Source organism: Candidatus Chloroploca mongolica, assembly GCF_004762035.2.
GTDB lineage: Bacteria > Chloroflexota > Chloroflexia > Chloroflexales > Chloroflexaceae > Chloroploca > Chloroploca mongolica.
In genome coordinates, this window is record NZ_SIJK02000013.1 from 105,635 (window position 1) to 124,827 (window position 19,193).

The 19,193-nt window shown below is 59.4% G+C and carries 12 protein-coding genes; 9 read left to right on the plus strand and 3 right to left on the minus strand.

What is annotated here, in order from left to right; translation table 11 throughout:
• The first annotated feature begins 64 nt into the window (after positions 1 to 64).
• From EYB53_RS09585 to EYB53_RS09625, 9 genes are all read left to right on the plus strand, one after another.
• The gene (locus EYB53_RS09585; protein ID WP_135477967.1) at positions 65 to 2,845 is read left to right on the plus strand and encodes a valine--tRNA ligase; all 2,781 of its coding nucleotides are present in this window, start codon (positions 65 to 67) and stop codon (positions 2,843 to 2,845) included.
• Between the two features lie 27 nt (positions 2,846 to 2,872).
• Positions 2,873 to 3,478 (plus strand): hypothetical protein, encoded by a 606-nt coding sequence (locus EYB53_RS09590; protein WP_254150995.1) that lies wholly within the window; start codon positions 2,873 to 2,875, stop codon positions 3,476 to 3,478.
• A gap of 77 nt (positions 3,479 to 3,555) precedes the next feature.
• Positions 3,556 to 6,804 carry an AAA family ATPase gene (locus EYB53_RS09595; RefSeq protein ID WP_256439694.1) on the plus strand — a complete coding sequence of 1,083 codons (3,249 nt, stop codon included), beginning with the start codon at positions 3,556 to 3,558 and terminating at the stop codon, positions 6,802 to 6,804.
• 207 nt (positions 6,805 to 7,011) lie between these two features.
• The gene (locus EYB53_RS09600; RefSeq protein ID WP_167857328.1) at positions 7,012 to 7,152 is read left to right on the plus strand and encodes a hypothetical protein; all 141 of its coding nucleotides are present in this window, start codon (positions 7,012 to 7,014) and stop codon (positions 7,150 to 7,152) included.
• A 3-nt stretch (positions 7,153 to 7,155) separates the two neighbouring features.
• The gene (locus EYB53_RS09605; protein ID WP_135477969.1) at positions 7,156 to 7,962 is read left to right on the plus strand and encodes a metallophosphoesterase family protein; all 807 of its coding nucleotides are present in this window, start codon (positions 7,156 to 7,158) and stop codon (positions 7,960 to 7,962) included.
• Positions 7,963 to 8,027: 65 nt separating this feature from the next.
• On the plus strand, positions 8,028 to 10,289 hold the full coding sequence (locus tag EYB53_RS09610; protein WP_135477970.1) for a tetratricopeptide repeat protein: 2,262 nt from the start codon (positions 8,028 to 8,030) through the stop codon (positions 10,287 to 10,289).
• A gap of 113 nt (positions 10,290 to 10,402) precedes the next feature.
• Positions 10,403 to 10,750 carry a J domain-containing protein gene (locus EYB53_RS09615; RefSeq protein WP_135477971.1) on the plus strand — a complete coding sequence of 116 codons (348 nt, stop codon included), beginning with the start codon at positions 10,403 to 10,405 and terminating at the stop codon, positions 10,748 to 10,750.
• On the plus strand, positions 10,750 to 11,442 hold the full coding sequence (locus EYB53_RS09620) for a nucleotide exchange factor GrpE (RefSeq protein ID WP_254150999.1): 693 nt from the start codon (positions 10,750 to 10,752) through the stop codon (positions 11,440 to 11,442). The genes EYB53_RS09615 and EYB53_RS09620 overlap by 1 nt, the downstream gene beginning before the upstream one ends.
• Positions 11,443 to 11,465: 23 nt before the next feature.
• Positions 11,466 to 13,217: an Hsp70 family protein gene (locus tag EYB53_RS09625; RefSeq protein WP_135477973.1), complete on the plus strand. Its 1,752-nt coding sequence runs from the start codon at positions 11,466 to 11,468 to the stop codon at positions 13,215 to 13,217.
• A gap of 13 nt (positions 13,218 to 13,230) precedes the next feature.
• Here the strand turns inward: EYB53_RS09625 and EYB53_RS09630 are convergent, their stop codons facing one another.
• From EYB53_RS09630 to EYB53_RS09640, 3 genes are all read right to left on the minus strand, one after another.
• Positions 13,231 to 14,697: an SWIM zinc finger family protein gene (locus EYB53_RS09630; protein ID WP_135477974.1), complete on the minus strand. Its 1,467-nt coding sequence runs from the start codon at positions 14,695 to 14,697 to the stop codon at positions 13,231 to 13,233.
• A 14-nt stretch (positions 14,698 to 14,711) separates the two neighbouring features.
• The gene (locus tag EYB53_RS09635) at positions 14,712 to 17,801 is read right to left on the minus strand and encodes a DEAD/DEAH box helicase (RefSeq protein ID WP_205712617.1); all 3,090 of its coding nucleotides are present in this window, start codon (positions 17,799 to 17,801) and stop codon (positions 14,712 to 14,714) included.
• Positions 17,802 to 18,035: 234 nt separating this feature from the next.
• Positions 18,036 to 19,055 (minus strand): helix-turn-helix transcriptional regulator, encoded by a 1,020-nt coding sequence (locus EYB53_RS09640; protein WP_135477975.1) that lies wholly within the window; start codon positions 19,053 to 19,055, stop codon positions 18,036 to 18,038.
• Positions 19,056 to 19,193: the final 138 nt, after the last annotated feature.

Sequence of the window (19,193 nt, forward strand, 5' to 3'; positions counted from 1 at the left end):
TGTTCTCTGTGTATAATAGTGCAGGCTCATAGTTTCGGATGCAGCATTGATTGAGGAAGCGTTTATGACCCAGGAAGCCCAGGCGAGTGCCCCGCAACGTCCTACCGAGATGGCCAAAGCCTATGAACACCAGCAGGTCGAGCAACGACTCTATGCCTGGTGGGAGCAGGGTGGTTTTTTTGCGCCCCGCGATGATGCGCCCGGCCCGCCGTTTGTGATTGCGATTCCGCCGCCCAATGTGACCGGTGAGTTGCACCTTGGTCACGCGATGTTTGTGACGATCGAGGATCTGATGATCCGCTGGCGGCGGATGCAAGGGCATCAGACGCTCTGGATTCCGGGGGTGGATCATGCCGGGATTGCGACGCAGAGCCAGGTTGAGAAATTGTTGCGGAGTGAGGGCACGTCGCGTCAGGAGGTTGGCCGCGAGGAGTTTTTGCGGCGTACCTGGGCGTGGAAAGCGCGCTATGGCGGCGAGATCAGTCAGCAACTGCGGCGGCTTGGGGCTTCTTGCGATTGGACGCGTGAGCGCTTTACGCTTGACGAGGGCCTTTCGTATGCGGTACATACGGCCTTCAAGCGGCTCTATGACGATGGCTTGATCTACCGTGATACCTATCTGGTCAACTGGTCGCCTGCGCTGCAGACGGCGGTGAGCGATCTTGAGGTCGAGTACGAGCAGCGCAATGTGTCGATCTGGTATGTGCGCTATCCTGTGCTCTCATCTGAGTGGTCGGCACCGCAGGGGGCCTGGGGCAGTGGAACGTGGGCCGCGGGTGCGGTCGAGTGGATTACGGTCGCGACGACGCGACCCGAGACGATCCTCGGTGATACGGCGGTCGCGGTGGCGCCTGACGACGAGCGCTATGCGGCGCTGATTGGGCGCGAGGTGCTGCTGCCGGCGTTGGGCAGGACGATCCCGATCATTGCCGATCACTATGTGGATAAGGAGTTCGGCTCGGGGGCGGTGAAGATTACGCCAGCCCACGATAAGAATGACTATGAGGTGGGCAAGCGCCATCAGTTGCCGTTGATCAACATCATGAATAAAGATGCCACGATCAACGAAGCGGGTGGCCCCTATGCTGGCCTCGAGCGCTTTGCGGCACGCAAGGCGATGCTGGCCGATCTTGAGCGCGAGGGCTTGCTGGTCAAGACCGAGCCACATAGTATGAGTGTTGGCATTAGCCAGCGTGGTGGCGAGGTGATCGAGCCGCTCCTCAGCGAGCAATGGTTCGTGCGTACCAAACCGCTCGCCGCGCTGGCCCTGGCGAGTGTGCGCGAAGGCCGAACACGCATTATCCCCGACCGCTTTGAGAAGATCTATTTCAACTGGCTCGACAATATCGAGGACTGGTGCATTAGTCGCCAGCTCTGGTGGGGGCATCGCATTCCGGTCTGGTATTTGCCCGATGGCAGTATTGTGGTGCCCGGGCCTGATGAAGCCCCGCCCGCTGATGGGGTGCAAGATCCTGATGTGCTCGACACCTGGTTTAGCTCGGGGCTCTGGCCGTTTAGCACGCTTGGCTGGCCCGAGGCGACGGCGGATTTGCAGCGCTTTTACCCGACCAGCGTCATGGAGACGGGCTATGACATTATCTTCTTCTGGGTGGCGCGGATGATGATGATGGGATGCTACCTGACGGGCCAGGAGCCATTCCATACGATCTATCTGCACGGCCTGGTGCGCGATGAGCATGGCCGCAAGATGTCGAAGAGCTTTGGCAATGCCGTCAATCCATTGGAGGTGATGGATACCCAGGGAACGGATGCGTTGCGGTTTACGCTGACGACCAGTGGCACGCCGGGGCAGGATCTGAACCTGAACCCGCAGCGCATCGAGGCGGCGCGCAATTTTGCCAACAAGCTCTGGAATATTACGCGCTTTGTGTTGAGCCGTCTCGACATGGATCAGTTGCGTGAGCCTTTTGCCGAGGCTGAGGGTGATCTTGCGCGGGTGATCGCGACGCTTCGCCCCCAGTTGACGCTCGCTGATCGCTGGATTCTTTCGGCATATGCGCGTCTGGTGGCCGAGGTGGATCGGCTGCTTGAGGCGTACAGTCTTGGTGAAGCGGGGCGGCAGATTCAGGATTTCCTCTGGAGTGATTTTGCCGATTGGTATGTCGAGCTTGCCAAGGTACAGCTGGATCACGATGCGGCGAGCAAGCAGACAACGAGCATCGTGCTTTATGGGATCCTCGAGGGTTCGCTGCGTCTGTTGCACCCGTTGATGCCTTTTGTCACCGAAGAGTTGTGGCAATATGTGACGAGCACGATGCCAACCCGAAGCCACTATACCGAGGTGCCACGTACGGTCATGCTGGCCGCGTATCCAACGCCGATGCCCGAGTTGCGTGATGAAGCAGCCGAGCAGCAGTGGGCGCTGGTGCGTGAGTTGATTGTGGCGATTCGCAACGCTCGTAGCGAGTACAAAGTTGAAGCGGCGAAATGGGTAACGGCGATTATTGCTGGTGCTGCTCAGACCGATGTGTTGCGGGCACAAGGGCCACTGATTGCGCGGCTCGGTCGCGTGCGTGCTGATGACCTGACGATTGTTGAGAGCCTCGACGTGAAACCGCGTCAGGCGGCAACGATTGTGCTGGGGTCGGTGGAGTGTTACCTTCCCCTGGCTGGTATGATTGATCTCGACGCCGAGCGGGCCCGTCTCCAGAAGGAACTGGCTGCCGCCGAAGCGGATGTTGCGCGCCGCGAGGCCAAACTGGCGAACGAGGGCTTTGTTGCTCGCGCACCGGCTGCGATTGTCGAACGGGAACGTGAGGGCTTGGCGACGGCCCGGGTGACGCTGGCGACGCTGGAAGCCCGTCTCACCGATCTTTCGGCCTAGACATATATGCCTATGCACGAACGCCTGATGCCCACAGCGCTTATCACTGATCTCCTGGCCGGATCGCTCCAGACGGTGACGATGGAGCCGTCGGGAGCGGTTCGGCCTGATGAGCCACCCGAGGGGGCGATCCTCTCGGGGGCTTTCAACCCATTGCACGCGGGCCACGAAGGCATGGCAGTGGCCGCCACGCGGCTAACCGGCCTACCGGTTAGCTTTGAGCTTGCGGTCGTCAATGCCGACAAAGGCGCCCTGGCGCTCAGCGAGATCGAACGGCGGGCAAGGCAATTTATTGGGCGTTCCACCCTAGTCTTATCACGCTCGCCCCTCTTCACCGAAAAAGCCCGACTCTACCCAGGGCGGAGCTTCCTTCTTGGCTACGATACCGCAGTGCGCCTGCTTGCGCCGCGCTACTATGGTGGCGACCTGGACATGGCCGAAGCATTGCGCTCGGTGCGCGAGGCGGGATGCCACTTCCTGGTGGCCGGGCGGCTCAGTGCGGGCCGGTTTGCGACCCTGGATGATCTGCATCTTGCCGAAGAATGGGCCGATCTCTTTACGCAGATTCCTGAGGATCTCTTTCGGCTCGATGTCTCGTCAACGGCATTGCGCAAGGAGGCAGGGCAGGTGTGATGGGGCAGGGCATGGTGGGGGCACGGCGGGGGCACGGCGGGGGCATGGCGGGGGCATGGTGGGGGCACGGCGGGGGCATGGTGGGGGCACGGCGGGGGCATGGTGGGGGCACGGCGCCGCCGTGCCCCCACGGGTGGTATCATTACATATCGCTACGGCGAGATCCGTCAGGTCGGATCAAGTGTCGCACGTTGCTTGACGGCAGAGGGGAAGCCAGAAAAGACGTGATTCCAACTCGACTAACTCTGAATAATTTCATGTGCTATCGTGCAAATGGTGCGACGGCAGGCCCGCCTGCCCTCGATTTCGATGGTTTGCACGTTGTTTGTCTCACTGGTGAAAATGGTGCCGGTAAGTCAACTCTGCTCGATGCAATGACCTGGGCGCTCTGGGGCACGGCGCGGATGCCCGATGATGATCTGATCGCTCAGGGGTGCAGCGAGATGAGTGTCGAGCTGGAATTTCTGCTTGGCGAACAGCGCTATCGGGTGAGCCGTCGTCGCCAGCGCGGTGGCACCGGGAAGCGCGGCGGGCAGACCTCTGGCAAAACGCAGCTTGACCTGCAGGTCGCCGGGCCCCAGGGCTGGCGTCCTATCGCTGAGACGGGTGTGCGCGAGACCCAGGTGCTCATCGAGGGTTTGCTGCGGATGTCGTACCAGACGTTTATCAATGCGTCGTTTTTGTTGCAGGGCCGCGCTGATGAGTTTACCGCTCGTACCCCCGCCGAACGCAAGCAGGTGCTCGCCGAGATTCTTGATCTCGGCGAGTATGCGGTGCTTGAGGGGCGTGCCAAAGAGCGTGCGCGTGCGCTCTCCGATCAGTTGATGTCGCTCAGGGGCAGCATTGAACAGTTGAGCCTTGAGGCTGAACGAGCACCCTTCTGGCAACTTGAGGTCGACAATGCTGAACGCCGCGTGCAGGCTATCGAAGAACGGGTGCAACAGGTTGAGCTTGAGTATCAACGGGCGACCGAGCGTCGTCGTGTGCTTGAACAAGAGGCCGAACGCCGCAAAGAGGTGCTCCGTCGCCTCGAAGAGCTACGCGCTGCGCAGCACGAGCGCGAGACGACGCTGACCCGGTTGCACGCGGCTATTCAAAGTGCCGAGACGCTGCTTGCGCAGCGGGAAGCGATTCTCGCTGGTCTGGCTGAACTTGCCGCCTCTCGTGATGAGGTCGAACGCCTTGATGGGCTCCGCGAGCAGTGGCAACAGTTGGAGGATCGGCGGAAAGAGTTGCAGCAAGAATTGCGTGAGGCCACCAATGCGTTGCGGAGTCGCGCCGAACGCGCTGCGGAACGACGCGATGGCTTGCGTCAACGCGCCGCCCGCCAGCGTGAACTCGAGGCTGATCTTGCCCGCCTGACGCTTGAGTTTGAGGCACTCGCCCCGCTCGAAGCGGCGAAGCAGGCCCGGCTCGCCGAGCGCGAGACGGTCGATGCTACGCTCCATCAATTGCGCGAGTTGCAACTGCGTGCCAACGATCTGCAGAGTGCCTTTGTGCGCGAAACCGAGCGCCTCACTGGGGCACGTGATGAGCAGGCCCGCCTGGTGGCGCGTCTCGACAAGCAGTTGCGCGACGAGGCGCGCTGGCGCAACGATCTCGCTGCTGCCCAGGAGGCCGCCGCTCAGATGGCAATGCTTGAGGCAACCCTGAGCCAGATGCGCCAGGATGAACGGGCCGCCGCTGATCGTGCGAGTGAGCAGCGCGCCGAACGTACGCGCCTCAAAACTGCCGCCGATAAGCTGAAAAAGACCCAGGAAATGCTACAGGACGGCACCGAGGTCTGCCCTGTCTGTCAGAGCAACCTGGGCACGGCGGGTCTTGCGCGGGTGCATACGCACTACGAGGATGAACTCAAGCTGTTGCGTGAGCAGTACGCGGCAGCAGGCCAGGCCGCAACAGCCGCTGATCACCAGATGCAAAAGCTGCGCGACGAAGTGGCACGCCTTGAAGATCAATTGAATAAGCTGCGCACAACCGCAGCCCGCGCCGAGAGCCTGGCCCAGCAGGTGGCCCAGGCCGAGCGCTGGCACGAAGAGCGCACGACCCATCAGCAGGCATGCGCCGACTTTGAGGCGCAACTGACGGCTGGCACCTATGCCTCGGCGATCCAACAGGAACGCAACGAAGTCGAGCAAGCGATGCACGCCCTCGGCGATGCGGCAGCGATGACCGCGCAACGTCAGCAATTGGCCAAAGAGTTGCAAGAGCTTGAACAACAACTCCAGGTTCGTAGCCGCCTGCATGGGGAAATCAACGCACGCCATACCAGTCTCGAAGAACTTTCCCGCGACCTCGCGAGCCTGCCTGAGCTCGAAGCCGAGGCCGCTGAACTCGCACGCCAGATCGAGCAAGGCGATTTTGCTCACGCGATACGCCACGAAGGTCGCCAGATCACGAACGAGCGCGATGCCCTTGGCTATAGCCCCGAAGCCCATAACGACGCCCGCGAACAGAGCCGGGTCTTGCGCCATTGGGAGGAAGACGCCCGCCGCCTCGCCGTCGCCGAAGAATCGCTCGCCCGTGATACGATGCTCCGCCAGCAGACCGAAGAACTCCGTGCGCGTGATGCGAGCCAAATGGAGCAACTGACCGGTGAGGATGCACTGCTTGCCGAGGCGTTACGTGAATTGCCCATTGTCACGGCACGTGCTGTCGAATTCCAGACAAGCGTAACCAGCGCCCGTCGCGATCTGACGGTGGCCCAGCACGATCTGGGCGAAAAGCGGGGCTACCTCAAACAGGCCGAAGCCGCTGCCGCACAACTGGTTCATCAGCGTATGACCGAGCAGGCCCTCGGCGAACGGCAGGGCCTCTTTGCCGAATTGACCGAAGCCTTTGGCAAAAAAGGTATCCAGGCGATGCTGATCGAGACGGCGATCCCGCAAATTGAAGACGAAGCCAACCGCCTGCTCGCCCGTATGACCAACGGCCAGATGCACCTCAGCTTTGAGATGCAGCGGGACACCAAAAAGGGCGACACGGTTGAAACCCTTGAAATCAAGCTCGCCGACGCCCTCGGAACGCGGGTCTACGACGCCTTTAGTGGGGGCGAGGCCATGCGCGCCAATTTTGCCATCCGCATTGCCCTCTCGCGGCTTCTGGCGCATCGGGCCGGCGCACGCCTCGAAACCCTGGTGATCGACGAAGGCTTTGGTACCCTCGATGCCGAAGGCCGCGAACGGATGGTTGAAGCCATCACAAGCGTTCAGGACGATTTCCGTCGCATTATCGTCATTACCCATATTGACGAATTAAAAGACCGCTTCCCTGCCCAGATCGAGATCACCAAAACCCCCGCTGGATCGTACTGGGAATTGCGTTAAACGTAAGTTTCCGTCCCCCAGGGATCTCGCTTGTACTGACGAAAACGGCCAGCGAAACTGGCCGTTTTCGTCAGCACAAGCATGGGTTTTTAGGGCGTCAGCCCTCACTGCAATTGCACAACTTAAGTGTGGTAAGCTGCGCAAAACATGTTACAATTGGCATAGCTTGGGTTCTCTCGATTTTCGTTATCCTGCGGGAGCATTGGTATGGAAACTGTAGCCTTTGTGGTTCGCTATGTCTTTGTGGCAGCCCTCGCGGTTGAAGCTATTTTAATTGGACGTGCCTTGATCGGGTTGGCCCGCGAAAAAGCCCGGGCAGCCGTCGTCGTACCTACCACCGAGGAGTAGTCTGTGGCGTATCGGATTTTGCACGTTTCTGATCTGCATACCGGCCCGCCCTTCCGTCAGACTGTTGCCGATACGCTCGTTACTCAGGCGCACACGATCAAACCAGATCTTGTGGTTGTCTCGGGGGATTTTGTCCAACGGGCTGATTTTGTTGCCCAGTGGCGCGCTGCCTGTGCCCTGCGTGAGGCGTTGCCTCAGCCACAGCTTGTTGTACCTGGCAATCACGATGTCCCGCTCTTTCATCTTCACCTGCGGCTCTTCAATTCGCTTGGGCGCTATCGCCGCTATGTCACCACAGAACTCAATCCAGTCTTTGAGTTGCCAGGTCTGGTGGTGGTGGGTGCCAATACTGCCCACGGGTTGACGAGAGATGGCGGACGCTTGAGTCGTGCCCAGCGGGCAAACCTGCGGCGTATCCTGGCACGTTATGGCCCCGAGGTCTATAAAATTGTTGTCTGGCACCATCCCGTTGCGCATCCACCAGGCGCACGCAAAAATCGAGTGATGCGTGGGGCCTCGTCTGCGATGCAAGTGCTTGATGAACATCGCGTCGGTTTGTTGTTGACGGGGCACCTGCACACTGGCTATGTCGGCCATACCCGCACGATGATGCCCCAGCTTCAGCAAGGTACAATCATCTGTCAGAGTGGCACAACAACATCGAATCGCGGACATGGGCACGAAAAAGGTCAGAATTCGTGCAATCTGATCACCCTTGATGAGCAGTTCATCCAGATTAGCCAGTTGCTCTACCAGGCCGAGGTGCAACAATTTGTGCCGGTGGCCGAGTATCGTTTCCCGCGGATCTGAGCAAAGGTGGTCGTTGCTTGCAAACTGTGGCTGGATAAGATATATGTGAGATAGAAGAACGATGTATGGGTAAAGCAAAGCGTGTAAAACAACAACGAGCAGCTTCAGCCGGGGGCGATCTACGGTCGCAGGGTCTGCGCTCTTTTCAGAGTCAGCGGTTTGACCAGGCGATCCAGTTTTGGACACCGCTTGCTCCGCATGATCCTGCGGTGGCCCACGCTCTGGCCGAAGCCTATTTTCGCCGGGCGATTACCAACAAAAGCGCTGATCCTGTTGCCGATCTCCGCCAGGCACATGAACTGGCACCCGACAATAGTCGCTACCAGTTTCACCTGGGGCGGATGTTGCACCTCCAGGGTGATTTCCAGGCCGCAGCTGAAGCGTATGGTGCTGTTCTCGCCAAAAAACCGGCGCAGGTTCGTACTGGACGCCTGCTGGCGCTGGCGATCCTTCAGCAAGATCCAACCACCGACCTGAACACGATCCCCGCGTTGACCGATGCTGTCCGGCAATGGGCCGCACCAGTTGTGGCCTTGCTGCACAAGCAATCGGTTGCCGATGATGGCACGCCGCTCGGGCGGTTCTGGGCGGCGCTTGCGCTGATTATGACAGGCGATCCAGCCGCCGCTGAATTGCTGCACGATGAACGCAGCCTCCCTGCGGCCAAGCTACATGCGCTACGTCGCTACTACCGCGGGGTCGCCGCAGCTCAAGCCGGGCAAACCGAAGAGGCCGTGAAACACTGGGCTCAGGTTGCCAAGGCCGAGCTTCCCGTTGAACATCTGGCGATCAATGAGATTGCGGCCCTCTATCCAACCCTGGTCGCCCAGTTGGAACAGGATGATCTGGATAGCGCGATCGCGACGAGTCGTGCCGCGGCTGAATTGCGGGGGAGCCCGGTGTTCGATGAGGTGCGGATCAGTACGCTTGACCGCGGGGCGCACCGCGCAGCGGCGGCAGGCAATTGGGCCGAAGCTGTCTCGTTGTGGAGCCTGGCACGCCAGATTCTGAGTCGCACCACCTCCTCAAAGCTCGGCTCGCCAGCGCCACTTTTGCACAATCTGGCCCTGGCCTATGAAAAGATCGAAGACTGGGCAAGCGCTGCCGAGATCTGGCGGGCGTTGCTGCGTACCAAAGGCAGCCGGAGTAGTGGCTCGAATGAGGTCGATACGGAAGCCGCTCGTCAGGCCTGGGTGCGCAAACGGGTCATTACCTGCTATCGCAACGCCGGACGGCCTGATGAAGCCGTGGCGGTCTTCCGTCAGATGATCAAAGCAGAACCCAATAATCTTGCGCTACGTATCGAACTAGCCGATGCCCTGCTGGCCAATGAGCAAGATCGCGCCGCTGAAAATGAGGTCAAACGGGTGCTTGAACGCGATCCCGAGCATCCCGATGCGCTCTATCGGTATGCGACGACGTTGAGTACTCGGATGCAGTATGCCGAGTCTGAAGCGATCATGCTCAAAGTCGTCGCACAACATCCGAAGCGCGAGGATCTGCGCCGTGGGGCGGCAGGCTTATTCCTCGCGCATGGCGTGGATTGGTCCTCGTGGGGAAGGTACGACCTGGCCAGGCAAGCATTTGTCCAGGGCGAGAAACTTCAACCAGACAATCCCATCTTTCCGCTTAATCAGGCTCGCATGTGTCTGCCTACCAAAGAGTTTGATGAGGCACGCCGCCTGATTGAGCGCACGTTGGAGATTACGAATACTGATCTCAATGTCTGGATGCAGAGCATCGAAACCTGGGCGCATGCGAAGCTTATTGACGATGCTCGGGCGCTGATCGAGCGCTTTGAGCGGGAGTTCAAACCAGATGCCGCCGACTATGGGCAACTTGGCGAGATGATGATCCGGGCTGCGCTGCCACCGCCTTCCTTCAGTCGACTCGCTCAAAGGCCGCCGCCTCTCGACGAAAATGATCCCTGGATTCTGCTCGGGCAAGAATTGATTGCGAAGGGCGTTGCGCTGAACCCAACCGATGTCATCTTCTTGCGCATCGCAGGCATCAAGTTGAGTCGTCTGCTCCCCAAGCTCGCCCTCACCTACTTTGAAGCCGCGTTGAAACTTTCGCCAGATGATCCTGATCTCTTGATTGGCCTTGGGATGGTGCAGGGCCAACTCGGCGATCTCAAGACCGCCAAGGCGACGTTGCGCAAGGCCGAACAAATCGCGCGGCGCCAGAAACGCTACGATCTCGAACAACAAGCGCAAAGCATGCGATCAATGGTTGGAACACCGATGCTCGATATGATGCTGGACGATCAATTTGATCCGGAAGCGATGCTTGATATGCTCGATGAGTTGGATATGCCGGATTACTAAACTGGGTTGCTGCGGCCCCCAGGAAGCTCTCTTGCGCTGGCAAAAAAGCCAGCTAGGCTGGCTTTTTTGCCAGCACAAAGCGTAACCACCTGTCTTACCCATAAGCAAAAAGTATGAGCGAAGCTTATAACAATCCATATACGACCCTCGGCTTGAATGTAGAGACCAGTGCCGCCGAGATTAAACGGGCTTATTTTGCGCTGGTACGCGAGTATCCGCCGGAACGCCATCCCGAGCAGTTCAAACGCATTCGGGCTGCCTACGAGCAACTGCGTGATCCCGAGCAGCGCCTCGAGACCGATATGCAACTGCTGCAACCCTGGCAGGCTTCGAGCAGTCGCCGTCGCCCTCCTGCACCAATGCTCGACGTTAGCCAGCAGGATCTCCTCCTGGCCCTGGAACTCTTGACTGACCTGCACCGTACCGATTGGCGTGAAGATTATGAGGTCATCAAACTGTGATGAGTGATGCCGAGTTGACTGATCAGTCCGTCGCCCCGCTTGCCTCACGCCTTGATACCTTGGCAACTGCGCTCGCGGCCCTCGAAAAACAGATGAGCCGCGCTGGGCGTGAACAACTCAAGGCCAATGCGCTCGCCGAGACCCAGGCGAAGCGCTCCGAAGCAACACTGAATGAACTGCGAACCGTAGCAGAACAACGTGAACAGGAACACGCCGCTGAACGTGAGCGTCTCGCCGCGACTGTGAGCGAAGCCAGGTTGACCGTGGTGCGTTCGTTTTTTCCGGTGCTCGATGGTCTCGATGAGGCGATTCGTACGGCCCAGACCATCCTGCATCAGGCGCGCCGCGTCGAAAGTCCCGAGCGTCTCTTGTTGTACTTGCTCGAAGCCCCGGTTGAGTGCATCGATCTGGTTATTCCGCCCGTGCCCCTCCGTGAAACGCTCGAGTCGTGGCTGCAAGGGCTAGTGATTGTACGCCGACGCCTCCTTGATGCCATGGCAAGCGAAGATGTTACACCGATCCTCGCCGAGGGGCGACCGTTTGATCCACATCACCATATCGTTGTCGAAGTCATCCCTTCGCGCACCGCTCCTGCTGGAATGGTGCTGCAAGAGATCCGGCGCGGTCTGATGATAGGCACGCGTGTTCTGCGGCATGCCGAAGTCGCAGTGGCCGATGAATATTCTTCGTGAACCTGATGAGGTAAGAAAACCATATGAGCATCATTGTTGGGGTCGATCTTGGGACAACCTTTTCGGCTGTCGCACTCGTTCGTGATGGCACGCCTGTGATCCTCGCAAGTGACGAGGAACGCATTATGCCCTCAGTGGTTGGGCTCGGACCAGATGAGCAACTCCTTGTTGGTACCCCCGCCCGGAATCAGTATGTGCTCTATCCCGAGCGCACGATCCGGTCGATCAAACGCCAGATGGGCCAGGATATCCAGGTCGAACTCGGTAGCCGTAGTTATACCCCGCAACAGATTTCAGCCTTGATCCTCCGTGAAATGAAACGTGTTGCCGAGAGTCAGCTCGGAACACCTGTCGAACGGGCGGTGATTACTGTCCCGGCCTATTTCTCGGATGCAGCACGCCAGGCGACCCGCGAAGCCGGCGAGATTGCTGGTTTTACCGTCGAACGAATTATCAACGAGCCGACCGCTGCCGCGCTTGCCTATGGGCTTGACCGCAACGATGAGCGCCAGATGGTTGCTGTCTATGATCTCGGTGGGGGCACCTTCGATGTGTCGATCATCGAACTCGATAGCGGGGTGATCGAGGTGCGCTCGAGTCACGGCAATACTCAGCTTGGCGGCGATGACTTTGATGAGCGCCTCCGCGATCTGTTGATCGAGCGTTTTGTCGCTACCCACGAGGTTGATGTGCGTCAGGATACACGGGCGATGGCACGCCTCCTACGGGTTGCCGAAGAGACGAAGATCGAGCTCTCGAGCCGCCCGTTCGTCAAGGTGCAAGTCGAGTACTTGATGACTGTTGATGGCAAGGCATTGCATCTTGAGACCGAGATCCAGCGCACCGAGTTTGAAGAGGTGATCAACGATTTGATCGAAGGCACTATTCAATCGCTTGATGATGCGCTGAAAGATGCACAGATCCGTGCCGAACAACTCGATAAAGTGCTCTTTGTTGGCGGTAGTACGCGCATTCCTCTCGTTTGGGAGATGGTACGCAGCCATACTGGCATCGAGCCGGCGGTCGCGATCAACCCCGACGAGGCCGTGGCGCTTGGCGCGGCGGTGCAGGCGGCGATCATCGCGGGTGAGCCGCTTGATGCGATCCTCGTTGATGTCACCTCACATTCACTCGGCATCGAAATTGCCGATTATATGATGGGCCAGCTTGTCACTGACATCTACAGTGTCATCATTCCCCGCAATACCACCGTGCCAACCTCGCGCTCAGAGATCTATGTCGCAATGCATCCCACTCAGACTGCGATCAACCTCAAGATCTATCAGGGTGAACACGCCACTGCCTCAAAAAATACCCTGCTTGGGGAGTTTATGTTTGAAGATCTGCGCCCCGAAATTCCAGGTGAAGTGCCTCGCATTACCGTGCAGTTTGACTTTGATATCAATGGAATCTTGCACGTCTCGGCGGTCGATCGCGGCAGTGGCAAAAAGATCAACGCCAATGTGCGTGCCGCCCACGCACGTCTGAGTCCTGCTGAGATCGCGGGTGCCCGCGTTGGCCTCGAAGAGCTGGAGGCCCGTGAGATCACCGCACTCCTTGAAAATTTCGAAGACGAGGACGATGGCTTTGTGCTTAGCGAAGAGGCCTTTAGTCTCCTCGAAAAGGCCCGCACCGCGCTGGAAGCCAATCCGGAGCATGCCGATCTTGCCAAAGCCGTTGCCGACCTCGAGCGCGTTGCGACCAGTGGCGATGAGGCCGCGATTGACGAGGCCGCCGATGCTTTGCTTGATCTGCTCTACGAGCTCGAGGATTGAGCTACGGCTGTCTCTATTCGTCGGCAAAGAGCCGCTCGAGCACCGCACGAGTCATAAGCAGATAGGTCATATGGAGATCATTGGTCGTCTCGGCTGGCGACGGTCCGTATCGCCGGAGCATGGTCGAGGCGACACCTGGCGCAACAATATGCGGGGCCACCCCGGCAAATTCGGGGCCGCACACATCAAAGCTCTCCAACAGATCTTCCAGGGCTGGCACCCGCTCGGTCGGTGTGTCGGGCAGATGCATCTCGGTGGCCGTATCGGCCCGCCGCGCCCGTAGGGCCTCAATAATCCGCTCTTTGCTTCGCCCGCGCAGCGTGAAGACGAGAAAAGGGTCTTCGTCAAAACGCTCGCCGAGCAAATAATAGACAGCCGCAATGTGCTTGCACGGCTTCGCATAATCAGGGCACGAGCAACTGGTCTGCAGATCATGCACGCTCTGGGGAAAGAGGGAAACCCGCGCATTGGCAAAAGCCTGTTCGATCTCGCGCGGCATTTCGCCCGCCAACAGACGCGCCGTGAAGATCGCTTGATCGGCCATTGAGTCAATGACCCGATCCCACTGCGCATCACTCAACGGCAAGACTGAGATCGAGACACGATACGGCGTTGCTCGTGACCCCTGCACCCGCGCCGTGACATACCCCAGGCTCACATCAATGTTCAAGACGGCACGCTCACGGGCGTAGTCTTGCCCACGGATCAGACGATTGCCATACCCGAAACTTTCAAGCACATCAATCCAGCGCCTGGCCCACCACGACTCGCCAAAATCACCTTGCTGGCTCCGCGCAATAATGCCATCTGCCGGCAAGCGAGGGCGAGCGTCTCCCCGTGATACAATGCGATGATCAGGCCTGATCCGCGTCGTCCGTGCAGGCCGCAGATCACTACGGCCTCCGCCTGGGCTACGGTCAGGGCGCCGCCCCTGACGTGTCGAACGCGTCGTTCCAACCCGCGCTGTGCGTTCGTGTCCCTCCTTCCTCGCCGGTGAGTCAGCGCGTTCAGCAGGGAGGCCTTGCTTGCCTCCTGAGGGTGTCTTCTCACGCTGTGACGCGCTGGATGTCCGCGATGGAGTTCCCTCGTCTTGCGGTTGCTTACTCCGTCGACGGGGTGAACGGCGTTGACGCCGCGAACCTGTACGCTCCGAACGGGACTGCTCGGCTTGTCCAGCCGGAGGCGAAACAGCCGTGGTTTCAACCTTCCTGGCCGACACCTGCTCGGCCGTGTCCTGGTTGCTACCGATCTGAGCCTCGGACGAACGAGGCCGACGACGGCGACGACGGCGCGAACGGTGCTGAGGTTCTCCTTCCGCCGCCGGGTGGGCCGCATCAGTCGGATGCGCCTGACGAGTTTGCTTCACGGCTTGTTTTTGCTGTTTCTTTTGCTCATTTTGCGCATGCGAATGCTGATGTTCCTTCCGATCCTCAGGTGCATCATCAGTTCGGGCTTGCGCTCGACGACGGGGTCTAGGCATAACTACATAACTCCCTATGCATCACTCACTTCTTCCTGCCGAAGCGCAACCAGTTCACGCAACTGATCGGTATTCAACTCGGTGAGCCAGCTCTCACCGGTGCCAAGTACCTGCGCAACAAGGGTTCGCTTGCTTTCAATCATGGCATCAATCTTCTCTTCGAGCGTGCCACTACAGACAAACTTGTGAACCTGAACATTCCGAATCTGACCGATGCGAAACGCACGGTCAGTAGCCTGATCTTCGACGGCTGGGTTCCACCAGCGATCAAAATGAAAGACGTGGTTGGCGTGGGTCAGATTGAGCCCGGTGCCGCCTGCTTTCAGCGAGAGGAGCAAGATGGGCGGCCCTTCAGCGGCCTGAAACCGACGCACCATCGCATCGCGTTCGCGGGCAGGGGTGCCACCGTGAAGAAAGAGCGTCTGGGTCTGCAGGTGTTCAGCAAGATATGCCGTCAACAGGTGGCCCATTTCGGCAAACTGGGTAAAGATCAGCGCCCGATCATCGGCGGCGAGAACCTCCTCCAACATCTCTTCGAGGCGCATCAATTTCCCCGAACGTCCCTCCAACGCCGATCCATCTTTCAAAAAGTGAGCCGGATGATTGCAGATCTGTTTGAGCCGGGTCAACATCGCGAGCACCAGGCCGCGGCGACGCGCCTGTTCGCCCTCACTGTCAGCCAGTTCGATCTGTTCAAGCGCATCGCGTACCGTCGCCTCATAGAGCGTCGCCTGCTCACGAGTGAGCGGTACATAGATCTTCATTTCAATCTTATCGGGCAGATCGCTAATAATCGTCGGGTCACTCTTGAGGCGGCGCAAAATAAAGGGCCCGGTCAGGCGACGCAGGCGTTCAGCAACCTGCGCGTCGCCAGTCCGTTCAATCGGGCGGGCAAAGGTACGGCGAAACTCGGTCTCACCCCCCAGATAGCCAGGATTGAGAAACGCCATGATGCTCCAGAGTTCAGTGAGCCGATTTTCCACCGGCGTCCCGGTCAGGGCAATGCGCGCCTCGGCACGCAACGCCCGTGCTGCCTGTGCCTGACGGGTATCGCTATTTTTGATATTCTGCGCTTCATCAAGCACCGCCAGACGCCATCTGATCGGCGTCAGACTCTCACGATCGCGGGTCAACAACTGATAGCTGGTTACAACGAGATCATAGTCGGCAACGGCGGCGGCCAGTTCTTTCCCCCGCAGGCGGCCCACCCCCTGATGGACAAGCAACCGCAGGGTAGGCGCAAAACGAGCCACTTCACGCTGCCAATTGCCTACCACCGAGGTTGGGCAGATGAGCAGGGTCGGCCCACCCTCAGGGCGGGTTGCCTGTTCGTAGAGCAAAAGCGCGATCGTTTGCAGCGTTTTACCGAGGCCCATATCATCGGCAAGGCACGCGCCGAGGCTATAGCGGCGCATAAAACTCAACCACGAAAACCCGCGGCGCTGGTACGGGCGCAACTCACCGTGCATGCCATCAGGCTGGGGCAATTCTTCCAACTGCTGAGAACTCGACAGATCGCGTAACAGTTCACCGAGGGCACCATCAGCTTCCAGACCTCCAAAGGCCACCCCGCCCGGCAACGGCTCAGTCGCGCCACCGAGCCCCATGCGCAGAGCCTCGGCGACCGTCATCTGCCCACCCTGTTCAAAGAGGGTCAAGGCCTGGCGGGCCTGTTCAGGATCGAGCACAATCCACTCGCCACGCACCTGCACCAGGGGCTGTTTCAAGGCCACCAGTTGCTCGAACTCGGCGCGATCGATCGGATGGTCGCCTACGCTCAATTCCCAACGAAAACTGACCATGCTCTCGAAACTCAGGTGCCCGGGCATCTCAGAACGCTCGGCTTTGCGTCGTTTACCCTCGGTAGGCGTTGTTCGAGCACGCGCACGCAGGCGTCCCGCGCCGCCCCACCAGGCCGGCACAAGCATCCCAAAGCCACTCTGTTCGAGCAGTGGAGCCGCATCCTTTAGAAACGCAAACGCCTCATTGATTGTCAGGCTCGCCGCTTCGGGTGCCTTGCTATGGAGACTACGCTCGATCGCGGGCACAAAACGTGCCGCAAACCCAAGCCCGCGCAGTAAACGCTCTTGCGGTTGCGCAAAGCGCCGATCAAGAAAGGTGAACTCCTGACCGCGTTCACGCCAGATTTGCGTAGCAGACACAAGCAAACTCGGATCATCCACGGCCTGCAGCAGATACTTGAGCGACCATGGAGCCACCGGATCGGCAGGCGGCTCGAGGCGGAACGTAATGCGAAAGATCTCATCACCAGCCACATGCTCAGGGCCGACCCACTCTTGCCAGGCCTTGAGCAACTCATCGGCGGCTGATCCGGCCAGTTTCAGCACGGGATCGGGGCCAAGCAAGGCTGTCATCCATGCCGTACCTGGGGTCATGGGGGTCTGCCGCCAGGTTTCCAGTTTCTGCGCCGTCGCCGAGTCGGCAGCGGCGAGATCGCGCACAGCCGCATCAGCCATCGTTGCGAGAAACGAGTCAACCAGGGCGCGCGGTGCGGGGGCGGCCTCGACGCGATCCACAAACGCCCGACAGAGTGGCGGCAACGCGCGGGCAAGCGCGGCAACCTTGGCGGCTGTTGCCGGCACGGGGCGCGGCTGCCAGAAGGCCCGCACACGCGGCCCCTCACGCACCAGAGCAGGCAAGATCTGCTGGCCGGCAACGACTTCCATCGCCAGCAACGCACCTGCACGCCATGCCTGAAGATCGGCCCCAAGATCATGACGATGGGCCAGTTCGAGCAACAATTCAAGCGCCTGAACCGGCGTCAAGAGTAAGCCACGGATGCGCCAGGAGGCCAGGCGCGGCTGACCTTCCGGGGCCTCAACGCCAGCATTGCGCAATTCACGGAGCGGCAACGGCATCCGGCCAATCGACGGCAACCAGATAATCCGATCACGATCCGGAGGCAGTGTTGCGCACGAAGGTAACGACGCTACGTGTTCGTACAATACATCAGTCACCAGTTGAAACGGATGCATCTGCACCCGCGCCCGCCGACTACGCCGTACCGAAGGGGTTGCCTGCTCACCCCAGAAAAAAAACAGACGTTCAGCCACCAGCCAGGTGCCATGAAAAATCGCGGTCATTCGTTCTCAAGCCTTACAGGTATAGAGCGATCCTACACGATGGGCAAACCTCTCAGGCGCGGCAACGCAAAAACCTTGGTTGACGCAACGCTCCTGCTGTCGTACCTGACCGGTTTGCACCCGAACATCCAGACCTCACGCCCGACTGCCCTCGGCTCGACAGAGGAGCGAGGGAGGCACAGGCCTGGGTAAGGTGATCAGATCACAGCGACGACAACGTATATCAGCAACGCCTCATGACTCATAGATACGAGCGAGGCCACGTGCCGTCTGCCGAAAGAGTTCCACCAGTTCGGGTGGTTCATACACGATACATGCATCGCCATAGCGCAGCAGTATCTGTCGGGTCTGCCAGAGATTTGTCACACGCGCCGTCACCTCGGCGCTGCCATCGTCGCGATAGTCAATCTGGGCCTCGGGAAAAGCGACAGCCACATCGCGACGACGAGCCACCTGAGGGAGCAACTGGTAGCGCAGGTCATACGAAGGTGGCAACATGCGTACCTGTGGCAGCATCGTGGGCAGAACCTCCACTGTCCCCGTCACAATCCGGTCAAGCCGATAATCAATCGCCGCATGGCGGGTCTCAGCACCGCGGGGAACAACGTCAAGCAGGGTTGCATCAAGATATCCATGACCTTCGGGGCGAAAGGTAATCCCATATGGTGCCACGCGGTGGCGCCGGGGAAGCGCAAGATCAAAGCTGCCGAGATACGCAAAACTCAACTCGCGCCGTTCTTCAATCGCCTGCTTGACTAGGGCCAAGGTCTGTGGATGAATCGACGCAGCCGTACCACCGACACTCAAACGCAACGCACTACGGCGGCGCCGATGCTGTTGCTGGCGAGCGGGTGGTAATAAAAGCACCACTCGCTCAAGCAGATCGCGCAGATTCGCATGTTCAGACAAGCCACTCGCTTCAGGGAAACTTGCCTCAAGGAAGGCTAGTGCCTCCATGCACGGATCAGGCAGATCAAGCAGCGCAAGTTCACCGAGATCCACCAGATGGTACTGACGGGTCATCCGGTCATAGCGGATCGCACAACCATACTCGCCTTTGAGGGCATCAAAGTCGTGCTTGAGGGCTGCTGATGCTGCCTCAGGGTAGCCCTGACTTCCGAGTTCAGCGTTGATCGCTTCGATCAGCGTTGCGCTTTTCGCAGGGCCACGTAACAACGTACGCACCAGCAGTAGACGCCGCCGAAAGGTAAGCCAGGAACTTCGTTTAATCCCGCCGCCGCTCGGGGTGGTCATAGGTGCCATGTCCCCTCGTAACGCGCTACTCGACCTATTGTACCACATTCTGTGCGCACGCGCTTATGCTGGTGCTATGCCCTCCAGGGCTGATGCAAAGTCAGGCCCGGAACAAGAGGCGGTCGATGGCGGCCGCCA

Coding starts and splice junctions, on each gene's coding strand:
- EYB53_RS09620 (WP_254150999.1), top strand. CDS start 10,750: ATGAGTGATGCCGAGTTGACTGATCAGTCCGTCGCCCCGCTTGCCTCA.
- EYB53_RS09640 (WP_135477975.1), bottom strand. CDS start 19,055: ATGACCACCCCGAGCGGCGGCGGGATTAAACGAAGTTCCTGGCTTACC.
- EYB53_RS09600 (WP_167857328.1), top strand. CDS start 7,012: ATGGAAACTGTAGCCTTTGTGGTTCGCTATGTCTTTGTGGCAGCCCTC.
- EYB53_RS09595 (WP_256439694.1), top strand. CDS start 3,556: ATGGTGGGGGCACGGCGGGGGCATGGTGGGGGCACGGCGCCGCCGTGC.
- EYB53_RS09635 (WP_205712617.1), bottom strand. CDS start 17,801: ATGACCGCGATTTTTCATGGCACCTGGCTGGTGGCTGAACGTCTGTTT.
- EYB53_RS09585 (WP_135477967.1), top strand. CDS start 65: ATGACCCAGGAAGCCCAGGCGAGTGCCCCGCAACGTCCTACCGAGATG.
- EYB53_RS09630 (WP_135477974.1), bottom strand. CDS start 14,697: ATGCCTAGACCCCGTCGTCGAGCGCAAGCCCGAACTGATGATGCACCT.
- EYB53_RS09610 (WP_135477970.1), top strand. CDS start 8,028: ATGGGTAAAGCAAAGCGTGTAAAACAACAACGAGCAGCTTCAGCCGGG.
- EYB53_RS09615 (WP_135477971.1), top strand. CDS start 10,403: ATGAGCGAAGCTTATAACAATCCATATACGACCCTCGGCTTGAATGTA.
- EYB53_RS09625 (WP_135477973.1), top strand. CDS start 11,466: ATGAGCATCATTGTTGGGGTCGATCTTGGGACAACCTTTTCGGCTGTC.
- EYB53_RS09590 (WP_254150995.1), top strand. CDS start 2,873: ATGCCCACAGCGCTTATCACTGATCTCCTGGCCGGATCGCTCCAGACG.